We start from the raw sequence: 16437 nt of genomic DNA, 5'->3' as shown, positions 1-16437 counted from the left end.
GTCTGATCGGATCCGGCCGACCTCTCGCTAGGGGAGCGGGGTGTTCCTGACGCCGAGGCGGGAGGCGTCGACCGTGCCCCGTGCGCCTCGAAGGACGCCGCCCAGGAACCCGAGGCCCCAGGAGACGTGCATCGTCGGCACCACGACGAGCGTCCACAGGCGTTCCCGCAGGCTGCGCGGCGAGTCGGCGGGACGCCGCGGGGAGAGCGCCATGACGAGGATCAGCGCCGCGTAGGCCGCCAGCGGCACGTAGAGGATCGAGGCGAGGAGGGAGGGGAGGCCATTGAGCACGCCGGTGAGCTGGAGGGCGCCGGTGACGACCGCGAGGGCTGCGACGAGCACGAGCGCCGGGGGGGCGAAGAAGCGCATGCCGTTGCGTCGCCCATAGCGCCGGACCAGCTCGCCTCGCCAGGCTCCCGTCGCGCGGAACTGACGCGCGAGGCGGATCCAGTTCTCCCGGGGCCAGTAGGTCACGGCGAGCTCCGGGTCGAACCAGACGCGATGCCCTGCCTGCCGGATCCGCAGGTTCAGCTCCCAGTCCTCGCCGCGACGGATGCTCTCGTCGAAACCGCCGACCTCGTCAAGGACATCACGCCGCATCACCCCGAGGTAAGCGGACTCGGCCTCGCCCTCGCGGGTGCCGCCGTGATAGGTCCCTCCGCCGAGTCCGGCAGGGGAGTTGTAGGCGCGGGCGACGGCGCACTGGAAAGGGGTCCTCCCCGCGGCGCGCATCACTCCGCCGACATTGGCCGCGCCGGTGCGACGCAGCGTCTCGATGGCCCGGCGGGTGTACCCGGGGGCGAGCTCGGAATGGGCGTCGACGCGCACGATGGTCGGGTAGCGGCTCGCTCGGATGGCGACGTTCAGACCCACCGGGATGTGGGCGGCGCGGTTGTGGACCACGCGGACCCGAGGGTCGGCGACGGCGAGTCGCTCCGCCAGCTCCGTGGTGCCGTCCGTGGACGGTCCGAGGGCCAGGACGAGCTCCATCGGGCCGTCGACGTCCTGCGCGAGCACCGACGAGACGGCGTGCTCCAGATACGCACGCTCGTTCAGGACCGGCATGACGAACGAGACGCCGGAGGGCAGGGGGGTGCTGTCGGTCGTCACCCGTCGATCATGTCACGGGCGGGTCCTGCGCACCTGAGCGTTCGAGCCGCTCGGTACCCTGGGTCGCTCGGTACCCTGGAAGGATGGCTGTCGTCTCCGATGTTCGCAAAGCGTATCGACTCCTTCGGCGAACGCTGGCATCCAGGGCGGCCGTGCAACGCGTCGAGCGCGCGTTGGCGTCCAGGCCCGTGCACGCGGCGGGACGGTTCAAGGTCGCGGTGTACTTCGCCGACGGTGCGGTGAACATGTACCAGATCCGCCAGTGGTACCGTCCGCTGGCGGAGCTCGCGAAGACCTGGCCGGTCGTCGTGCTCGCCCGCTCGGCCACGGGCGCCGAGGCGATGCTCGCCGAGGATGCGCCGCCGGTGGCCTTCGTCCCCACGGTGCGCGACCTCGAACGCTATCTCGCCGCTCAGGACATCCGTATCGTCCTCTACGTCAACCAGAACACCCGGAACTTCCAGATGTTCCGGTACGGCGGGCGCTGGCATGTGTTCATCAACCACGGCGAGTCCGACAAGATGTACATGACGACGAACCAGTACAAGGCGTACGATTATGCGCTCGTCGCAGGCCAGGCAGCTCGCGAGCGGCTCTCCCGCGTGCTGTGGGACTACGACGTCGATGCCCGGACGATCGTGATCGGGCGTCCGCAGGCCGATCACTACACCGGGGAGCTCCCGTACACGCCGGACGAGCGCTCGGTCGTGCTCTACGCGCCCACCTGGGAGGGGGATCGCCCCGCGGCGCACTACGGTTCGATCCGCACGCACGGCGAGGTGCTCGTCGCCGCGCTCCTGGCATCCGGACGCCATCGCGTGATCTATCGACCCCACCCGCGCAGCGGCGCGGTCGACCCGGAGTACGCGGCGGCGAACGAGAGGATCGTCCGCGCGCTCGCCGCGGCGAACGCGGCGGACCCCTCCGCGGGGCACGTGTTCGACGACGGGCCGGAGCTCGGCTGGCAGCTCGCGGCCGCGGACGTCGCCGTCGTCGACATCTCGGCGATGGTCTACGACCGGCTGGCCGCGGGGAAGCCGCTGCTGATCACCCGCCCGACGGACCCTGAGGCCGAGATCGACACCGACGGCTACCTGGCGGAGTGCGAGTGGCTGAGCGCCGCCGATGCCGGGCGGATCATCGCCGAGGCTGACCGTGTGCATGATGACGTCGAGGCGATCGAACGCCTCACCAAGTGGGTGCGGCACTACTTCGGAGAAACCACGCCGGGCGTCGCGACCGCGGCGTTCCACGCGGCGATCGCTCGGCTCATGGACGATTGGGAGCGTTGGCACGCGCGTGAGGCCGTCCGAGGACTCGACGGAGCCGACACCGCGGCCCGCACGCACGACGACGACGCCGACCCCGAGGTCGGTTGAACCGGCATCCCCCTCCCACCGTGTTCGCTCGAAGTCTCTCGATGACCTCAGGCGCAGAGGCGATGTCTCTGCGCGCATAAAAGCCCTGAGAGTGAAAGCCTACGCATGAAGGCCTGCGGGAAAACAGGTGTTCGTCAGGATGCTTGATGCATGAAGGAACCCCGGTCGCGTGCCTCCGAGCATGTCGGACTGCTCGTCGGGGAACTCCGTCTGAAAGCGTCTCTCAGTCGCGCGAAGCTCGCGGCGCTGGCCGACATGGACGTCTCCCACCTCGCCAGGATCGAAGGCGGCAAGGGCAATCCGACCCTGTTCGTGCTGATCCAGCTCGCCACGGCGCTCGAGGTCTCCCCGACGATGTTCGTCGATGGGCTCTCTGCCGCGGATCTCCCCGACGGTGTGAAGCCCTACTCGGAGGCCGGATATCGCAAGGCGCTCAAGGCGCTGCGCGGACGCGTCGACGACTGAGGTCACACCACGAACCGCCAGACGTACTCGAGTCCGTCTCCCGGGCGGAACCAGGCCAGCGTGAGCACGAGATCGTCCGGGTCCACGTCGCAGAGGCAGATCTCCAGCTGTTCCCCCGGCGCGACCCTGCCCCAGAGCTGAGTGCGCTGGACGCCGGTGCCGGTGCTCGCGAAGACCCGGACGAAGTCCGCTGTCCGGGTGTCCCCGTTGGCGACGACGGGATGCGTCCTGTCCCGGCGATCGATGAGCCAGGGCACGGCGTAGGCGGGCGGGGCTTCGGAGTCCATGAGTTGCAGCATGGCGTCCAGGCTAGGGAGGGCGTCCGACGAGCCGTCGGCTGTCGGGGGAGACGGGACGGGAGCGGGGGAGAAGAGCGCCCTCTCCCTGTCCTGTGCAGGAAGAGCGCCGAGACGTGGCACCGCTCAGCTCGCCACCGCTCAGCGCTCCACCGCTCAGCTCGCCGCTCAGTCCTCCGCCGGCTGGTCCTTCCGCTCCGGCTTCCGATCCCCGGTCCGCCGCTCGCCGCGGGCGGCTTCGACGGCCTTGCGCCCGGCCCAGCCCACCCCGCGCGCCGCGGTGCCGGCCGCGCCGACGACCGCCGAGCCGACGAACTGTGCGCCACGGAGCGCTCTCGCCTCGACCCGCTGGGCGCCGGGCAACGGTTCGAGCTCGGAGGGCAGCGTCGCGGGTGGAGGTCCGAAGGCGCGACGGGAGGTGACGAGGACCCGCCGGCCGAGGATGTTGTTCCCCGCCCCGCCGACGGCTGCGCCCACACCGAAGGGCAGGGCCTTCCCGAGGACGGATGCTCCGCCCTTCGCCGCGAACTGCTTCACGAAGCTCGACTTGAGCCGGTCCACGAGCGGCCCGACCGCGGCGCGGGGAAGGGTCTTGGTCACGAGCTCGCCCCAGTACCCCGCACGGCTGCCCCCGCGTCCCGAGACCTGACCGGCCAGCTGGGCGACGAGGTCGACGCCCTCCTTGCCCATCATGAGGGTCATCACCAGGACGCGAGCCCGATCGGGGTTCGTGATCGAGATGCCGTGCACCTCGGCGACCGATTGCGCGAACAGGGCGGTCGACTCGACGAAGCCCGCGGTCTCCACGCCGGACAGGGCGAGGGTGATCCCGGTCGTGATGCCGGGGATGACGGCCGTCGCGCCGACGGCGGCGCCGCCCGCGGTCACGGCGGCGAGATAGCGGCGCTCCAGCGACCGGATGACCTGCTCGGGGGTCGCGTCGGGGTTGCGGAGGCGGATGCTGCGGATGTGGGCGAGAACGAGGGGGCGCTGCACGGCGAGCACCCGATCGATGCCTCGGACGAGCATCGGATGCTCGTCCGCTCCCGGAGGAGGCGAGCCGTCCCAGGGCGCGTCGTCGGGGAGCGAGTGGATCTTGTGCACCTTCCCGGCCATGCGTCGATCCTAGGGCGGCATCCCGCGAGAACGCCGGGTGCCGGAGGGGCATGCGGGGAAAGGATGCGGAGAAGAAATCAGGGCCGCCCCGATGGGGCGGCCCTGATTTCGCTGTGATGCAGGTCAGACGTAGAGGTTCGCCCTCTCGAGGTCCTCGGCGAAGTCGATCTCGACCGCGTAGAGGTCGGAGATGTCCAGCGGCTCGACGAGCACGCGGTTCTCCGCGATGGCGAGCTCGAGTCCTCGCTCGAAGTAGTCCTGGTCGTCCACGCGCTGCAGCTGGCGCATGAAGGCCGCCTTGTGCGCGGACGAGACGTAGTTGATCCCGACGGCCTCGCCGATGCCGCCGACGACCGTCTTGGACAGTTCCTTGATGTACCCCTCGGCGCTGACGGTGTACTTGACCTCTTCGTCGCTGACCTTGGCGGTGTTCACCGTGACGAAGGACTGGTCCCGCTCGATGAGCTCGATCGCGCGGCCGAGCACCCGCGGGTCGAAGACGACGTCGCCGTTCATCCAGAGGACGCCGGCCTTGCCCGTGGCGGCGAGGCCGCGCAACAGGCTCTTGGAGGTGTTCGTCTCGTCGTAGCGCTCGTTGTGCACGTAATTGACGGCCGGGAAGGCCTCGATCACGGTCTCCGCCCGGTATCCCACGACGGTGGTGATGCGCACATCGGCACCGAACGCCGCGTGGATGTTGTCGTGCTGCTGCTGCATGATGGAGCGTCCGTCGCCGAGCCGTGTCAGCGGCTTCGGCAGCGCGCGGCCGAGCCGTGAGCCCATGCCTGCGGCGAGAATGATGGTCTGAAGAGTCACAGAACTACTCCTGTTAAGTGTGTTCACGGCCGGTTCACCGTCTGGACACTTCTCCGTGCCGCCGATCATGCTAACGAGCGGGCCTGTGAAGCCCGGGGTTTTCCCAGGCCTGTTGCCGTTTCGTGATCGACTGCACGGGTGGCTCCCAGGATAGGGGGCGCGAGGAGAAAAGTCGCCGTCCTGCGTGAAATCCCTGGGGGAATCCGGTGCCGATCGGGGCGGATTGGTACCCTCGGTGAGTGACCGACCCCTCGCCTGACACCTCCCCTCCCGATCAGACTCCTCCGGACGCGTCCTCCGGGGCTGCGGAGGCGTCCACATCGACGGCGGGAAGCGGGCGGACGACGGCTCGGCGCACGGGCGCCGCCGGCACGTCGAAGGCCGCGGGCACGAGGACCACGGCGAAGAACGCGGCCCCGCGTGCCCGCAAGACGGCGGCGGAACGCGCTGAGGAGGCCGAGAAGGCCGCGGCGGTCAAGGCCAGGGCCACGACGGTCGCAGCGCGGACCGCGGCGGCCAAACGGACAACCGCGAAGAGCACGGCGGCGCGCACCGCATCGGCGAAGGCGGCAGCGGCCAAGGCCGAAGAGGCGAAGGCCGAGGAGCGGACGCACGAGGCGGAGGAGACCGCCGCCAAGGTCGCGGCAGTCAAGGCGTCGACGCCCCGGACCCCGGCCAAGCGTCCGTCGACGAGGTCGACATCGGCGGCGAAGGCCCCGGCCAGGAAGACGCCGGCGCGTCGCACCGCCTCCGCCGAGGCGAAGACGGAGGGCGCTGCGGAGCCTGAGGCCGCTGTGGAGACGGAGGCGTCAGCAGGGGAGACCACTCCCGTCAAGAGCGCGCCCGCCAAGAGCGCCCCCGCCAGGAGCAGCACGGCTCGCTCGTCGGCGGCGAAGAGCGCTTCGGCGAAGGCCGGCGCCAAGGGGACGGCGGCACGGACGAGCGCGAGGAGCACCCCGGCGAAGGGCACGAGCGCTCGTGCTCCGCGCCGTCCTGCGACCGCTCGCGCGGCGAACGCGCCGGCAGTCGCCGAGGTGGCCGCGCCCGTCGAGCCGCTGATCGAGGACGCGACCGTCGCCCTGCCTGAGACGACGCCCGAGAGCACGCCCGTTCCGGTCGCTGAGCCGGTGCCCGAGATCGACCTCGATGAGCAGAGCCCGGCGGAGACGGACCCCGAGGAAGCGGCCCCTGCCGAGCCGGAGATCCTTGAGCCGAAGATCGCCGAGCCGGAAGTCCTTGAGTCGGAAGTCCTCAAGCAGGAGACCGCGGAAGCGGGGATGTCCTCCGAGCCGGAGGCCGCAGAGACGGAAGGCGTCGAAGACACCGAGAAGTCTCCGGAGGCCGCAGAGTCGGAGGCCGCCGAGGTGGACGCCTCCGAAAACGCTTCCGAAGACGCCGCCTCCGGCGAGTACGCGCTGGTGATCAGGGATCTGGTCAAGACGTTCGGCGATCACCGGGCGGTCAAGGGGGTCAGCCTCACGGTGCCCGCGGGATCCTTCTACGGAATCGTTGGCCCGAACGGCGCGGGAAAGACCACGACCCTCTCGATCGTCGCCGGGCTCCTGAGCGGGGATGAGGGCACGGTCCAGGTCTGCGGCGTGGACCAGAGGCAGGATCCCCGCGGCGCGAAGAAGCTCATGGGAGTCCTCCCGGATCGGCTCCGCACGTTCGACAGGCTGACGGGACGGCAGCTGCTGCACTACTACGGCCTGCTGAGGGGGCTGTCCGCCGACGTCGTCGAGGCGCGGACCGCCGACCTCGCCCGGGCGTTCGACCTCACCGGCGCGCTCGGTCGCGTCGTCTCCGACTACTCGGCGGGGATGACGAAGAAGATCATGCTCGCCGGCGCCATGATCCACTCCCCGCGAGTCCTCGTGCTCGACGAGCCGTTCGAGTCGGTGGATCCGGTCTCCTCCGGCGTCATCCTCGACATCCTCGGTGCGTACGTCGCGCACGGCGGCACCGTTATTCTGTCCAGCCACGGCATGGACCTGGTCGAGCGGGTCTGCTCGCGGATCGCCATCATCGTCGGCGGCGAGGTGCTCGCCGAGGGGACGGTCGACGAGGTGCGCGCGGGGCAGACGCTGGAGCAGCGATTCGTCGAGCTCTCGGGCGGCGTGACCGAGGTGGAGGGGCTGGAGTGGTTGCACGCATTCTCCGACTGAGGGCGATGCTGCTGGTCGGCGCGCTTCGCGGCGACCGCGCCCGCATCCTCCGGATGGTCCTCGCGCTCGTGCTCACGATCGCGGCGACCGCCGTCGCGGTCGTCGCCGTGCACAGCCTCGGCACAGGGACCGTCACGGTCGCCCGCGCCGTGATGGTGCTGGGCGGATCGGCGATCGTGCTCGGCTTCTTCCTGGCGCCCGTGCTCGCAGGAACGGTGGATCAGCTCGATCCGCGCCGGTTCGTGGTGTTCGGCGTGGACGAGCGCCGTATGCCGGGCACCCTCGCGCTGGCCGCGCTTGTGAGCGTCCCCTCGATCGCGCTCCTCGCCGTGCAGATCACGGCGGCGATCACGGCGATCTCGCTCGGCGCGCCGTGGGTCGTCGCCGTTCTCGGCGCGCTCCTCTCGCTGGTCACGTCCGTGCTCGCGGCGCGGGTGGGAATGGCGCTCAGCGCCTTGCTCCTGCCTGAGCGCCGCTCGCGGGAGCTCACCGGTCTCTTCGCGCTCGCCGTGCTCGTCGTCGCGGTGCCCGTCGGGGTGTTCGTCGCGTCCCTGCGCTGGGAGGGCGCGGCACCGGAGACCCTTGCCGGGACCGCCGCGGTCCTCGGGTTCACGCCGCTCGGCGCGGCCACGGCGTTCCCGTTGCTCGCCGCGGCCGGCGATGTCGCGGGCGCCTGGGCGAGCGCCGCCGTCGCCGTCCTCACCGCGGCGGGAGTGGGCCTCGCCTGGACCTGGCTGGTCCGCCGTGCGCTGACCAGGACCGAGCGCCCCACCGCCGTCCGCGAGCGTCCGGGGCTCGGCTGGTTCGCCCTGCTCCCCTCGAACGCCTTCGGGGCGATCGCGGCGCGGAGCCTCGTCTACTGGCTTCGGGACCGGCGCTATCTGATGAACGTGGTGATCGTCCCGATCGCGGGGATCCTGACCGCGGTGCCCCTGGTCGTGGCCGGCGTCCCGCTGCCGCTCGCCGCGGCGCTGCCGGTGCCGGTGATGGCGCTGTTCTTCGGCTGGCTGCCCCACAACGACGTCGCCTACGACTCCACGGCCCTGTGGACCCATGTCGCCAGCGGCGTCCGAGGCCTCCCCGATCGCCTGGGACGACTGGTCCCGATCGTCCTCATCGCGGTTCCGGCGCTGGCCGTGGCCGTCTCGGTGACCCTGGCCGTCATCGGCCGCTGGTCGCTGCTGCCGACGTTCATCGGCGTGTCGTTCAGCCTGCTGCTCTGCGGCCTGGGCCTCTCGTGCATCACCTCGGTCGTCACGCCCTACGCGGTCTCGCGTCCCGGGGACAGTCCGTTCCAGCAGCCGCAGCGCGCCGCGTCGCGCGGTGCCATCGGCCAGGCGGTGACGCTCGTGGGGGCGATCGTCCTGAGCGGACCCGCGATCGTCCTGGGGTGGTTCGCGCTCACCGAGCCGCCGGCATCGGTCACTGCGCCCCTGTGGGTGGGGCTCGTGACGGGCGTCGTGGTCCTCGTGGTGGGCGCGGTCGTCGGCGGTCGGATCTACGAGCGCGGCGGCGAGCGGCTGATGGAGTTCGTCGAGACCGCCTGACCCCCGGGTCGTCGCGCCCGTCATACGGGTTGCGTCGAGCCGGAGCCGGGGCGGGGAAGCCCCGCTAGAATCACGCTATGAGTACCCCGCTGGATGCCCCCGATCAGGGTGGCGTCGCCACCCTCGACCGCGAACTCGAACAGCTCCTCGAGGAGGAGCTGCAGGAGCCGGGAGACCACGAGCGGTTCTCCCACTACGTGAAGAAGGAGAAGATCCTCGAGTCGGCTCTGACCGGCAAGCCCGTCCGTGCCCTGTGCGGCAAGAAGTGGACGCCGGGCCGGGATCCGGAGAAGTTCCCGGTGTGCCCGACCTGCAAGGAGATCTACGAGTCGATGAACGGCTGATCAGCCGGCGTCGACGAAGACGGTCGGGATCGCCGGATCGGACTTGCTGAGGGCGAGCGCCCTGACCGGCAGCTCCTCGCGCACGCGCAGGTGGTGGGCTCGTGCGGCGACGGTGCCCGCCGCGCCCTCGGCGGACGAGTCGATCTCGCCGTCCTCGACGAGGACCACCTGGAGCGCACGCCCGTCGGGGTGCGCGGATGCGGTGTCCACGCTCTCGAAGCCGTCGGCGACCGAGATCGTCTCGGCCTGCGCGACGCCGTCGGCGAGGATGCGGAACGCGGCCTTGCGTCCACCGTGGGACGCCTTGTCCTGCGAGGCCTTCGCGACGGCCACCCAGGCGCCGTCGCCGCCCTGGCGCGCGACGAGCTTGTAGACCATGCTCGCGGTCGGGTAGCCCGATCCGGTCACGACCGACGTGCCAACGCCGTAGGCGTCGACGGGCGATGCGGCGAGTGCCGCGATCGCGTACTCGTCCAGGTCGCTGGTCACCGTGATCCTGGTCTGCGTCGCACCGAGCTCGTCGAGCTGCGCGCGCACCTCCGCGGCGACGAGCGGAAGGTCGCCCGAGTCGATGCGCACGCCGCCGAGCCCGGTGCCGGCGACGCGGACCGCGGTCTCCACGCCCCGGCGGATGTCGTAGGTGTCGACGAGGAGCGTGGTGCCGGTGCCGAGGGTCTCCACCTGTGCGCGGAAGGCATCCTCCTCGCTGTCGTGCAGCAGGGTCCAGGAGTGCGCTGCCGTGCCCATGGTGGGGATGCCCCAGCGGCGTCCGGCCTCCAGGTTGCTCGTGGCGTCGAAGCCGGCGATGTACGCCGCACGGGCGGCCGCGACGGCCGAGTCCTCCGCGGCACGGCGCGAGCCCATCTCGGCCAGCGGGCGGTCACCGGCGGCGATCGCCATGCGGGAGGCGGCGGTCGCGACCGCGGAGTCGTGGTTGAGGACGCTGAGCGCCAGCGTCTCCAGGATCACCGCATCCGCGAAGGTGCCCTCGACCGTGAGGATCGGCGAGCCGGGGAAGTACAGCTCGCCCTCGCGGTAGCCGCGGATCGTCCCGGTGAAGCGGTAGCGCTCCAGATACTGCAGGGCCTGTGCGTCGACGACCTTCTCGTCCCGGAGGTAGCGCAGCTCCTCCTCGCCGAAGCGGAACTCGCGCAGCAGCGTCAGCAGGCGGCCGGTGCCCGCGACCACGCCGAAGCGGCGCCCGCCGGAGAGTCGGCGGGAGAACAGCTCGAACACCGAGGGTCGGGACGCCGTGCCGTCGCGGAGCGCGGCCTCCAGCATCGTCAGTTCGTAGCGGTCGGTCTTCAGCGCGGTCGAGCCGGTCATGATCGACAGTGTATGACCGTGCGACGCGATGCGTCGCGAGGACGGGGCGCGGAGGCGGGACTAGGCTGGGGGATCATGAACGACGCGCCGATCGGCATCTTCGACTCCGGTGTCGGCGGGCTGACGGTGGCCAGGGCCATCCGCGCGCAGCTGCCGCGCGAGTCGTTCGTCTACATCGGCGACACCGCCCACTCGCCCTACGGGCCCAAGCCCATCGCCGACGTGCGCCGCTACTCGCTCGAGGTGCTGGACTCGCTGGTCGACCAGGGCGTGAAGATGCTCGTGATCGCCTGCAACACCGCCTCATCGGCCATGCTGCGCGACGCGCGGGAGCGCTATGACGTGCCCGTGGTCGAGGTCATCGGACCCGCGGTGCGCCGGGCGATGTCGACCACGCGCAACGGACGGATCGGCGTGATCGGCACGATCGGCACGATCGGCTCCCGCGCCTACCAGGACATGCTGGAGGTCAACGAGCGCCTGCAGGTCTCCGCGGCGGCGTGCCCGCGTTTCGTGGAGTTCGTGGAGGCGGGGATCACGGACAGCCCTGAGGTCCTGGCCGTCGCCGAGGAGTACCTCGCGCCCCTGCGCGAGGCGGACGTCGACACGCTCGTGCTCGGCTGCACCCACTATCCGTTCCTCCGTGGCGCGATCGGCTACGTCATGGGGGAGGGCGTCGCCCTCGTCTCCAGCGACGACGAGACGGCCGGCGACGTCTATCGCCAGCTCGTCCGCGGGGACCTGCTCGCCCCGCAGGACGCACGGGCGACCTACGTGTACGAGGCCACCGGCGACTCCGCCGACGAGTTCACCGCCCTCGCCAACCGGCTGATGGGCAGCGAGGTGCGCGATGTGCAGCTCGTGCAGACCGGGGTCATCGACCTGCCAGACACCGTGCGCATCCGGGGCTGAGGCCCCGGTCGGCGCCGCCGACGATCCGACGACACCGTCACCGACCCGATGGAGGAGACCCCATGACCGAAGCGCCGAGCACGCAGCAGACCGTCCGCGCCGACGGACGATCCGTCGACGAGCTGCGGACCATCACGATCGAGCGGGGATGGAGCGCACAGGCCGAGGGATCGGCGCTCATCAGCTTCGGCGGCACGAAGGTGCTGTGCACGGCGTCGTTCACGAACGGCGTGCCGCGCTGGCTCACCGGCAAGGGCAAGGGCTGGGTCACCGCCGAGTACGCGATGCTGCCGCGCGCGACCAACGACCGCAACGACCGCGAGAGCGTGAAGGGTCGCATCGGCGGGCGCACGCATGAGATCTCCCGCCTGATCGGCCGGGCGCTGCGCGCCGTCGTGGACACCAAGGCGCTGGGGGAGAACACCATCGTCATCGACTGCGACGTGCTGCAGGCGGACGGCGGGACCCGGACCGCGGCGATCACCGGCGCCTACGTCGCGCTCGCGGACGCGATCGAGTGGGGTCGCCGCAAGAAGTTCATCGGCCAGAAGGCCACGGTGCTGCGGGACTCGGTCGCCGCGGTCTCGGTCGGGATCATCGACGGCGAGCCCATGCTCGATCTCGCATATGTCGAGGACGTGCGCGCCGAGACCGACATGAACGTGGTCGTCACCGGGCGCGGGCTGTTCGTGGAGGTCCAGGGGACGGCGGAGGGCGCGCCCTTCGACAAGCGGGAACTGGACGCGTTGCTGGAGCTCGGCGTGAACGGCTGCGCCACGCTGCGCGACCACCAGAGCGCGGTCCTGTCCGCATGAGCGGCCGGGTGGTCCTCGCGACGCACAACCCGCACAAGATCGAGGAGTTCGCCGCGATCGTCGCCACGACCCGTCCCGACGTCGAGGTCACAGGCTACGACGGGCCGGAGCCGGTGGAGGACGGGACGACGTTCCGCGAGAACGCCCTGATCAAGGCGCGGGCGGCAGCCGCTCACACCGGGCTCCCGGCACTCGCCGACGATTCCGGGATCTGCGTCGACGCCCTCGGCGGCGCGCCGGGAGCGTTCTCCGCATACTGGGCGGGTCAGCGCAAGGACGCCGTCGCCAACCGAGAGCTGCTGCTCGACCAGCTCCGCGACATCCGGGATCCGCGCCGGGGTGCGCAGTTCGTGTCGACGATCGCGCTGGTGATCCCGGCTACGGACGGCCCGGCCGTGGAGCATGTGGTGCAGGGCGTCTGGCCCGGGAGGCTGGCTGTGACGCCTGCGGGGGAGGGCGGCTTCGGGTACGACCCCGTCTTCATCCCGGACGGCCAGCCGGGCGCCGCAGAGCGCACGGTCGCCGAGTGGACGGCCGAGGAGAAGAACGCAGACTCGCACCGCTCGCGCGCCTTCCAGCAGCTCGTCCCGCTCCTCGCGGAGCTGTGATCGAGACACCCCTGCTGAGACTGGTTCTCGTTACCCTTCCCGACTAGCGGAAACAGCCCCGGACCAGCACATCCGGGCTCTAGCCTTGAGGCATGCACGATCACGCGCCCGCCCCCGGCGGCATCCGTACGGCCGGCAACCGGCGGCTGCTGGCGATCTCCCTGAGCATCACGGCAACCGTGATGCTGGTCCAGATCGTCGGTGCCGTCCTGTCCGGGTCCCTTGCCCTGCTCGCCGACGCGGCGCACATGTTCACCGACTCCTCGGCGCTGGTGATCGCCCTCATCGCGAGCGCGGTCGCCGCCCGTCCCGCCGATGACCGCCGCACGTTCGGCTATCAGCGCGCCGAGGTCTTCGGGGCGCTGATCAACGCGATCATCCTCATCGTCCTGTCGGTGAGCGTGGCGGTCCAGGGCGTGCAGCGCCTGCTCGATCCGGGCGACGTGGAGGTCGCCGGCCCCCTCATGCTCACCGTCGCCGTGATCGGCATGCTCGCGAACGCGGCCTCGATGTGGCTGCTGAGCGCGGCGCAGCGGAAGAGCATCAACGTCCGCGGCGCCTACCTGGAGGTCATGGGGGACCTCATCGGCTCGGTCATGGTGATCGTCGCGGCGATCGTGATCGTCGTCACTGGCTGGATGCCGGCCGACGCCATCGCCTCCCTCGTCATCGCCGCGATGATCGTCCCCCGCGCGGTGATCCTGCTGCGCGAGGTGTTCTCGGTCCTCGCGGAGTCCGCGCCGAAGGACACCCACGTCGGGGACATCCGGCAGCACCTGCTGGACTACCCGGGCGTGACAGGGGTGCACGACGTGCACGTCTGGCAGCTGACGAGGGGCGCGCCGGTGTTCACCGCGCACGTCTCCGTGGAGCCTGCGCTGATCGCGGAGGGACGGTCCGGTGCCCTGCTGGAGGAGCTCCAGACCTGCCTCGCCGAGCACTTCGACGTGGAGCACTCCACCTTCCAGATCGAGCCGGACGACCGCTCCGAGTGCGAGGCCGTCCACGCCTGAGCGGCAGGACGGTCAGGGTTCGAGCACCACGCCGCCCGGGGCCTTGTCGGAGCGCAGGCCGCGCCAGCGGGCGTGGCGGAGGATCCGATCGGGGGTCCAGTTGGCGAACTCCACCTCGCCGACCAGCCGCGGCAGGATCCAGCGCGCGTCGGACGCGTCGGCCTGGGGCACGCCGTCGACCGGGCAGAGGTCCGTCCGCAGAGGGTCCAGGGCGGTCCCGAGGCGGTCCAGCTCCCGATCCGTGAAACCGGTGCCGACGCGCCCGGCGTAGCGGAGGCCGGTGGGGGCGTCGGGGTCGGGGACGGCAAGGAGCAGCGAGCCGATCCGCCCCGCCCGGTCGCCCTTGCCGGGCCGGATTCCGACGATCACCGCCTCCTGCATCCGGGTGTGCTTGATCTTGAGCCACCGGGACGTGCGCTGCCCTGCGAGATAGGGGGAGGCGGGGTCCTTGACGACGATCCCCTCCAGCCCGAGGCGGGCGCTGGTGGCCAGCGCCGCATCCGCGTCGTCGAACACCGGAGGGACGACCACGGCGTCGTCGCATCCCTCGACGATCCGCTCCAGGAGCTCCCGGCGGTCCCGCAGGGGCAGGCGGGTGAGGTCGTGGCCGTCGAGGCGGAGGAGGTCGAACAGGTGATAGCGGACCGGGACGCGCACCACCTCCCGTTCGATCTCGCGGGCGCGGGTGAGGTGCATCCTGGCCTGGAGCCGGGTGAAGCTCGGGCGGCCCGTGTGGTCGAGGGCGATGATCTCGCCGTCCACGACCGCATCGTCGATCGTGAGATGTGGTGCGCCGTCGGCGGTGAGCTCCGGATAGCGGTCGGTGATGTCGGTGCCGCTGCGGGCACGGAGGGTGAGCTTGGCGGCGCCCGTTCCGTCGCGCCGCCAGGTCCCGATCGCGCGGATCCCGTCCCACTTGATCTCTGCCCACCCGCCGAGCGCTCTGACGCTCCCCGGAGTGCCGTGCTCGGCCAGCATCGGGGAGAGCCCCGACGAGGGGGAGCCGGCCGGAGAGCCAGAAGGGGAACCGGCGGGAGTTTCGGGGGAGGCGTCAGCGGGCGTCGGCCGGAAGGACGGCGAGCGCCGGCGCTCCGGTCTCCCGGTCATCCTGTGCAGGAGCCAGGAGGACTTCTCGCCTTCTCCGCCGGTCCGGATGAGCGCGAGCCTGGCGACTCCGAGAGGACCGCCGGGGCGTCCGGTGAAGGTGCCGATGACCTCGTTGTCCCGCCATTTCTCCACCGTCACCGTTCCGGTGTCCCAGACGGTCATCTCCCCGGCTCCGTACTCGCCGCGGGGGATCGTGCCCGCGAAGGTCAGGTACTCAAGCGGATGGGGCTCGGTCATGACGGCGAGGTGGTTGCGGTCGGGCGTCTCCGGCACGCCCTTGGGCACGGCCCAGCTGACGAGGACGCCGGAGTCCTCGATCCGCAGATCGAAGTGCAGCCGCCGGGCGTGGTGCTGCTGGATCACGAACCGACGTGTCCCGGGGATCCGCGGCGCACCCGGTTCCGGGGGAGCGGTCGACGGCATCGGCTCCGGCGTCCGGGAGGCGTCCCGTTTGGCGACATAGGGGGCAAGCGCCGGTGAGACGTGTGCGGAGGCCAGCGCGCCGAGCGGATCGATTCCCGCGGAGAACCTCTGCAGGACGTCATCGAAGGAGAGCTGCCGCAGCCCCGGGTCGTTGAGCTCATCCCAGGTGCGGGGGGCCGCCACCCACGGCTGCGGGCGTCCGCGCAGGGAGTACGGGGCGATTGTCGTCTTCTTGCCGTTGTTCTGGCTCCAGTCGATGAAGACCCGGCCGGTGCGGACGGCCTTGGACATGGTGCTGGTGGCGATGTCGGGGTGATCCGCCTCGATCGCGCGGGCGAGCTCGTGGGCGACCGCGGAGACGGCGTCGCTGCTCTGCCCGCCGGAGAGCGCGGCGTACAGGTGGATCCCCTTGCTCCCGCTGGTGACGGGGACCGGCGCCAGCCCCATGCCCTCCAGGATCGGCCGGGCCAGGCGCGCCACCGCGGCGCACTGCGCGAGATCGGCGCCGGGTCCGGGGTCGAGGTCCAGGACGAGCCGGTCGGGATTCAGACGCTCCCCGTCGGGGCCGAAACGCCATTGGGGCACGTGCAGCTCGATCGCGGCGACCTGGGCGAGCCAGACCAGCGTCGCCACGTCCTCGACGAGCGGGTAGTCCTTGGCGCCTCCGGAATGCTCGATCGGCAGCCGGGAGATCCAGGACGGCGCGCCGCGTTCGAGCTGCTTCGCGAAGAACGCCTCCGCGGGATCCTGCGTGGTGCCGACGCCCTCGACCCAGCGCTTGCGGGTCACGGGGCGTCTGGCGAGACCGGGGAGGATGGCGGGGGCGATCCTTGCGTAGTAGTCGATGATCTCGCCCTTGGTCGTGCCCGTCTCCGGGTAGACGACCTTCCCGAGATTCGAGATGCGCAGGCGGCGCCCGTCGATGTGGACGATCTGCGCCTCGTCGCTCGTCCGACCCTCGCCTCCCATGCGCCCAGGGTAGCCGCCGTCTGGTG

15 protein-coding genes are annotated in these 16437 nt (G+C 71.1%); 9 read left to right on the top strand and 6 right to left on the bottom strand.

The window, feature by feature from the left end; all coding sequences use genetic code 11:
- Nucleotides 1–27 precede the first annotated feature (27 nt).
- On the bottom strand, nt 28–1110 hold the full coding sequence (locus J2Y69_RS00310) for a glycosyltransferase family 2 protein (protein WP_310016484.1): 1083 nt from the start codon (nt 1108–1110) through the stop codon (nt 28–30).
- 83 nt (nt 1111–1193) lie between these two features.
- Here J2Y69_RS00310 and J2Y69_RS00305 point away from each other — a divergent pair, with 83 nt between their 5' ends.
- Together J2Y69_RS00305 and J2Y69_RS00300 are read left to right on the top strand one after the other, a co-directional pair.
- Nucleotides 1194–2489, top strand: coding sequence for a CDP-glycerol glycerophosphotransferase family protein (locus J2Y69_RS00305; RefSeq protein ID WP_310016483.1), 1296 nt, complete (start codon nt 1194–1196; stop codon nt 2487–2489).
- A gap of 150 nt (nt 2490–2639) precedes the next feature.
- Nucleotides 2640–2954: a helix-turn-helix domain-containing protein gene (locus J2Y69_RS00300; RefSeq protein WP_310016482.1), complete on the top strand. Its 315-nt coding sequence runs from the start codon at nt 2640–2642 to the stop codon at nt 2952–2954.
- Nucleotides 2955–2956: 2 nt separating this feature from the next.
- Here J2Y69_RS00300 and J2Y69_RS00295 read toward each other — a convergent pair whose 3' ends face one another.
- The 3 genes from J2Y69_RS00295 to J2Y69_RS00285 form a co-directional block, all read right to left on the bottom strand.
- Nucleotides 2957–3253, bottom strand: a complete 297-nt coding sequence (locus J2Y69_RS00295) for a hypothetical protein (RefSeq protein WP_310016481.1) — start codon at nt 3251–3253, stop codon at nt 2957–2959.
- A gap of 165 nt (nt 3254–3418) precedes the next feature.
- A complete protein-coding gene (locus tag J2Y69_RS00290; RefSeq protein ID WP_310016480.1) occupies nt 3419–4366 on the bottom strand; it encodes a hypothetical protein in 948 nt (315 codons plus the stop codon).
- Between the two features lie 123 nt (nt 4367–4489).
- Nucleotides 4490–5182: a phosphocholine cytidylyltransferase family protein gene (locus J2Y69_RS00285; protein WP_310016479.1), complete on the bottom strand. Its 693-nt coding sequence runs from the start codon at nt 5180–5182 to the stop codon at nt 4490–4492.
- Between the two features lie 239 nt (nt 5183–5421).
- Between J2Y69_RS00285 and J2Y69_RS00280 the strand changes: the two genes are divergently transcribed.
- The 3 genes from J2Y69_RS00280 to J2Y69_RS00270 all read left to right on the top strand — a co-directional run bounded on the left by J2Y69_RS00280 (nt 5422) and on the right by J2Y69_RS00270 (nt 9238).
- Nucleotides 5422–7347 (top strand): ABC transporter ATP-binding protein, encoded by a 1926-nt coding sequence (locus J2Y69_RS00280; RefSeq protein ID WP_310016478.1) that lies wholly within the window; start codon nt 5422–5424, stop codon nt 7345–7347.
- The gene (locus J2Y69_RS00275; protein WP_310016477.1) at nt 7323–8894 is read left to right on the top strand and encodes a hypothetical protein; all 1572 of its coding nucleotides are present in this window, start codon (nt 7323–7325) and stop codon (nt 8892–8894) included. Before J2Y69_RS00280 ends, J2Y69_RS00275 begins: the two co-directional genes overlap by 25 nt.
- Before the next feature lie 77 nt (nt 8895–8971).
- Nucleotides 8972–9238: a DUF3039 domain-containing protein gene (locus J2Y69_RS00270; protein WP_310016476.1), complete on the top strand. Its 267-nt coding sequence runs from the start codon at nt 8972–8974 to the stop codon at nt 9236–9238.
- On the opposite strand, the gene J2Y69_RS00265 is transcribed toward J2Y69_RS00270, so the two are convergent.
- Nucleotides 9239–10564 carry a nicotinate phosphoribosyltransferase gene (locus J2Y69_RS00265; RefSeq protein WP_310016475.1) on the bottom strand — a complete coding sequence of 442 codons (1326 nt, stop codon included), beginning with the start codon at nt 10562–10564 and terminating at the stop codon, nt 9239–9241.
- A 75-nt stretch (nt 10565–10639) separates the two neighbouring features.
- Here J2Y69_RS00265 and murI point away from each other — a divergent pair, with 75 nt between their 5' ends.
- The 4 genes from murI (at nt 10640) to J2Y69_RS00245 (ending at nt 13912) form a co-directional block, all read left to right on the top strand.
- Complete coding sequence (gene murI, locus J2Y69_RS00260; protein WP_310016474.1) at nt 10640–11476, top strand: glutamate racemase; 837 nt, start codon at nt 10640–10642, stop codon at nt 11474–11476.
- A 62-nt stretch (nt 11477–11538) separates the two neighbouring features.
- On the top strand, nt 11539–12291 hold the full coding sequence (gene rph, locus J2Y69_RS00255; RefSeq protein ID WP_310016473.1) for a ribonuclease PH: 753 nt from the start codon (nt 11539–11541) through the stop codon (nt 12289–12291).
- Complete coding sequence (gene rdgB, locus J2Y69_RS00250; protein WP_310016472.1) at nt 12288–12899, top strand: RdgB/HAM1 family non-canonical purine NTP pyrophosphatase; 612 nt, start codon at nt 12288–12290, stop codon at nt 12897–12899. Before rph ends, rdgB begins: the two co-directional genes overlap by 4 nt.
- A 92-nt stretch (nt 12900–12991) precedes the next feature.
- Nucleotides 12992–13912 carry a cation diffusion facilitator family transporter gene (locus J2Y69_RS00245; RefSeq protein ID WP_310016471.1) on the top strand — a complete coding sequence of 307 codons (921 nt, stop codon included), beginning with the start codon at nt 12992–12994 and terminating at the stop codon, nt 13910–13912.
- A gap of 12 nt (nt 13913–13924) precedes the next feature.
- Here J2Y69_RS00245 and J2Y69_RS00240 read toward each other — a convergent pair whose 3' ends face one another.
- A complete protein-coding gene (locus J2Y69_RS00240) occupies nt 13925–16411 on the bottom strand; it encodes an ATP-dependent DNA ligase (RefSeq protein ID WP_310016470.1) in 2487 nt (828 codons plus the stop codon).
- Nucleotides 16412–16437 lie beyond the last annotated feature (26 nt).

This window comes from Microbacterium resistens (assembly GCF_031456305.1).
Taxonomy (GTDB): Bacteria; Actinomycetota; Actinomycetes; order Actinomycetales; family Microbacteriaceae; genus Microbacterium; species Microbacterium resistens_A.
The sequence above is the reverse complement of the archived record's forward strand: the minus strand, read 5'-3'. Positions and strand labels throughout refer to the sequence as shown.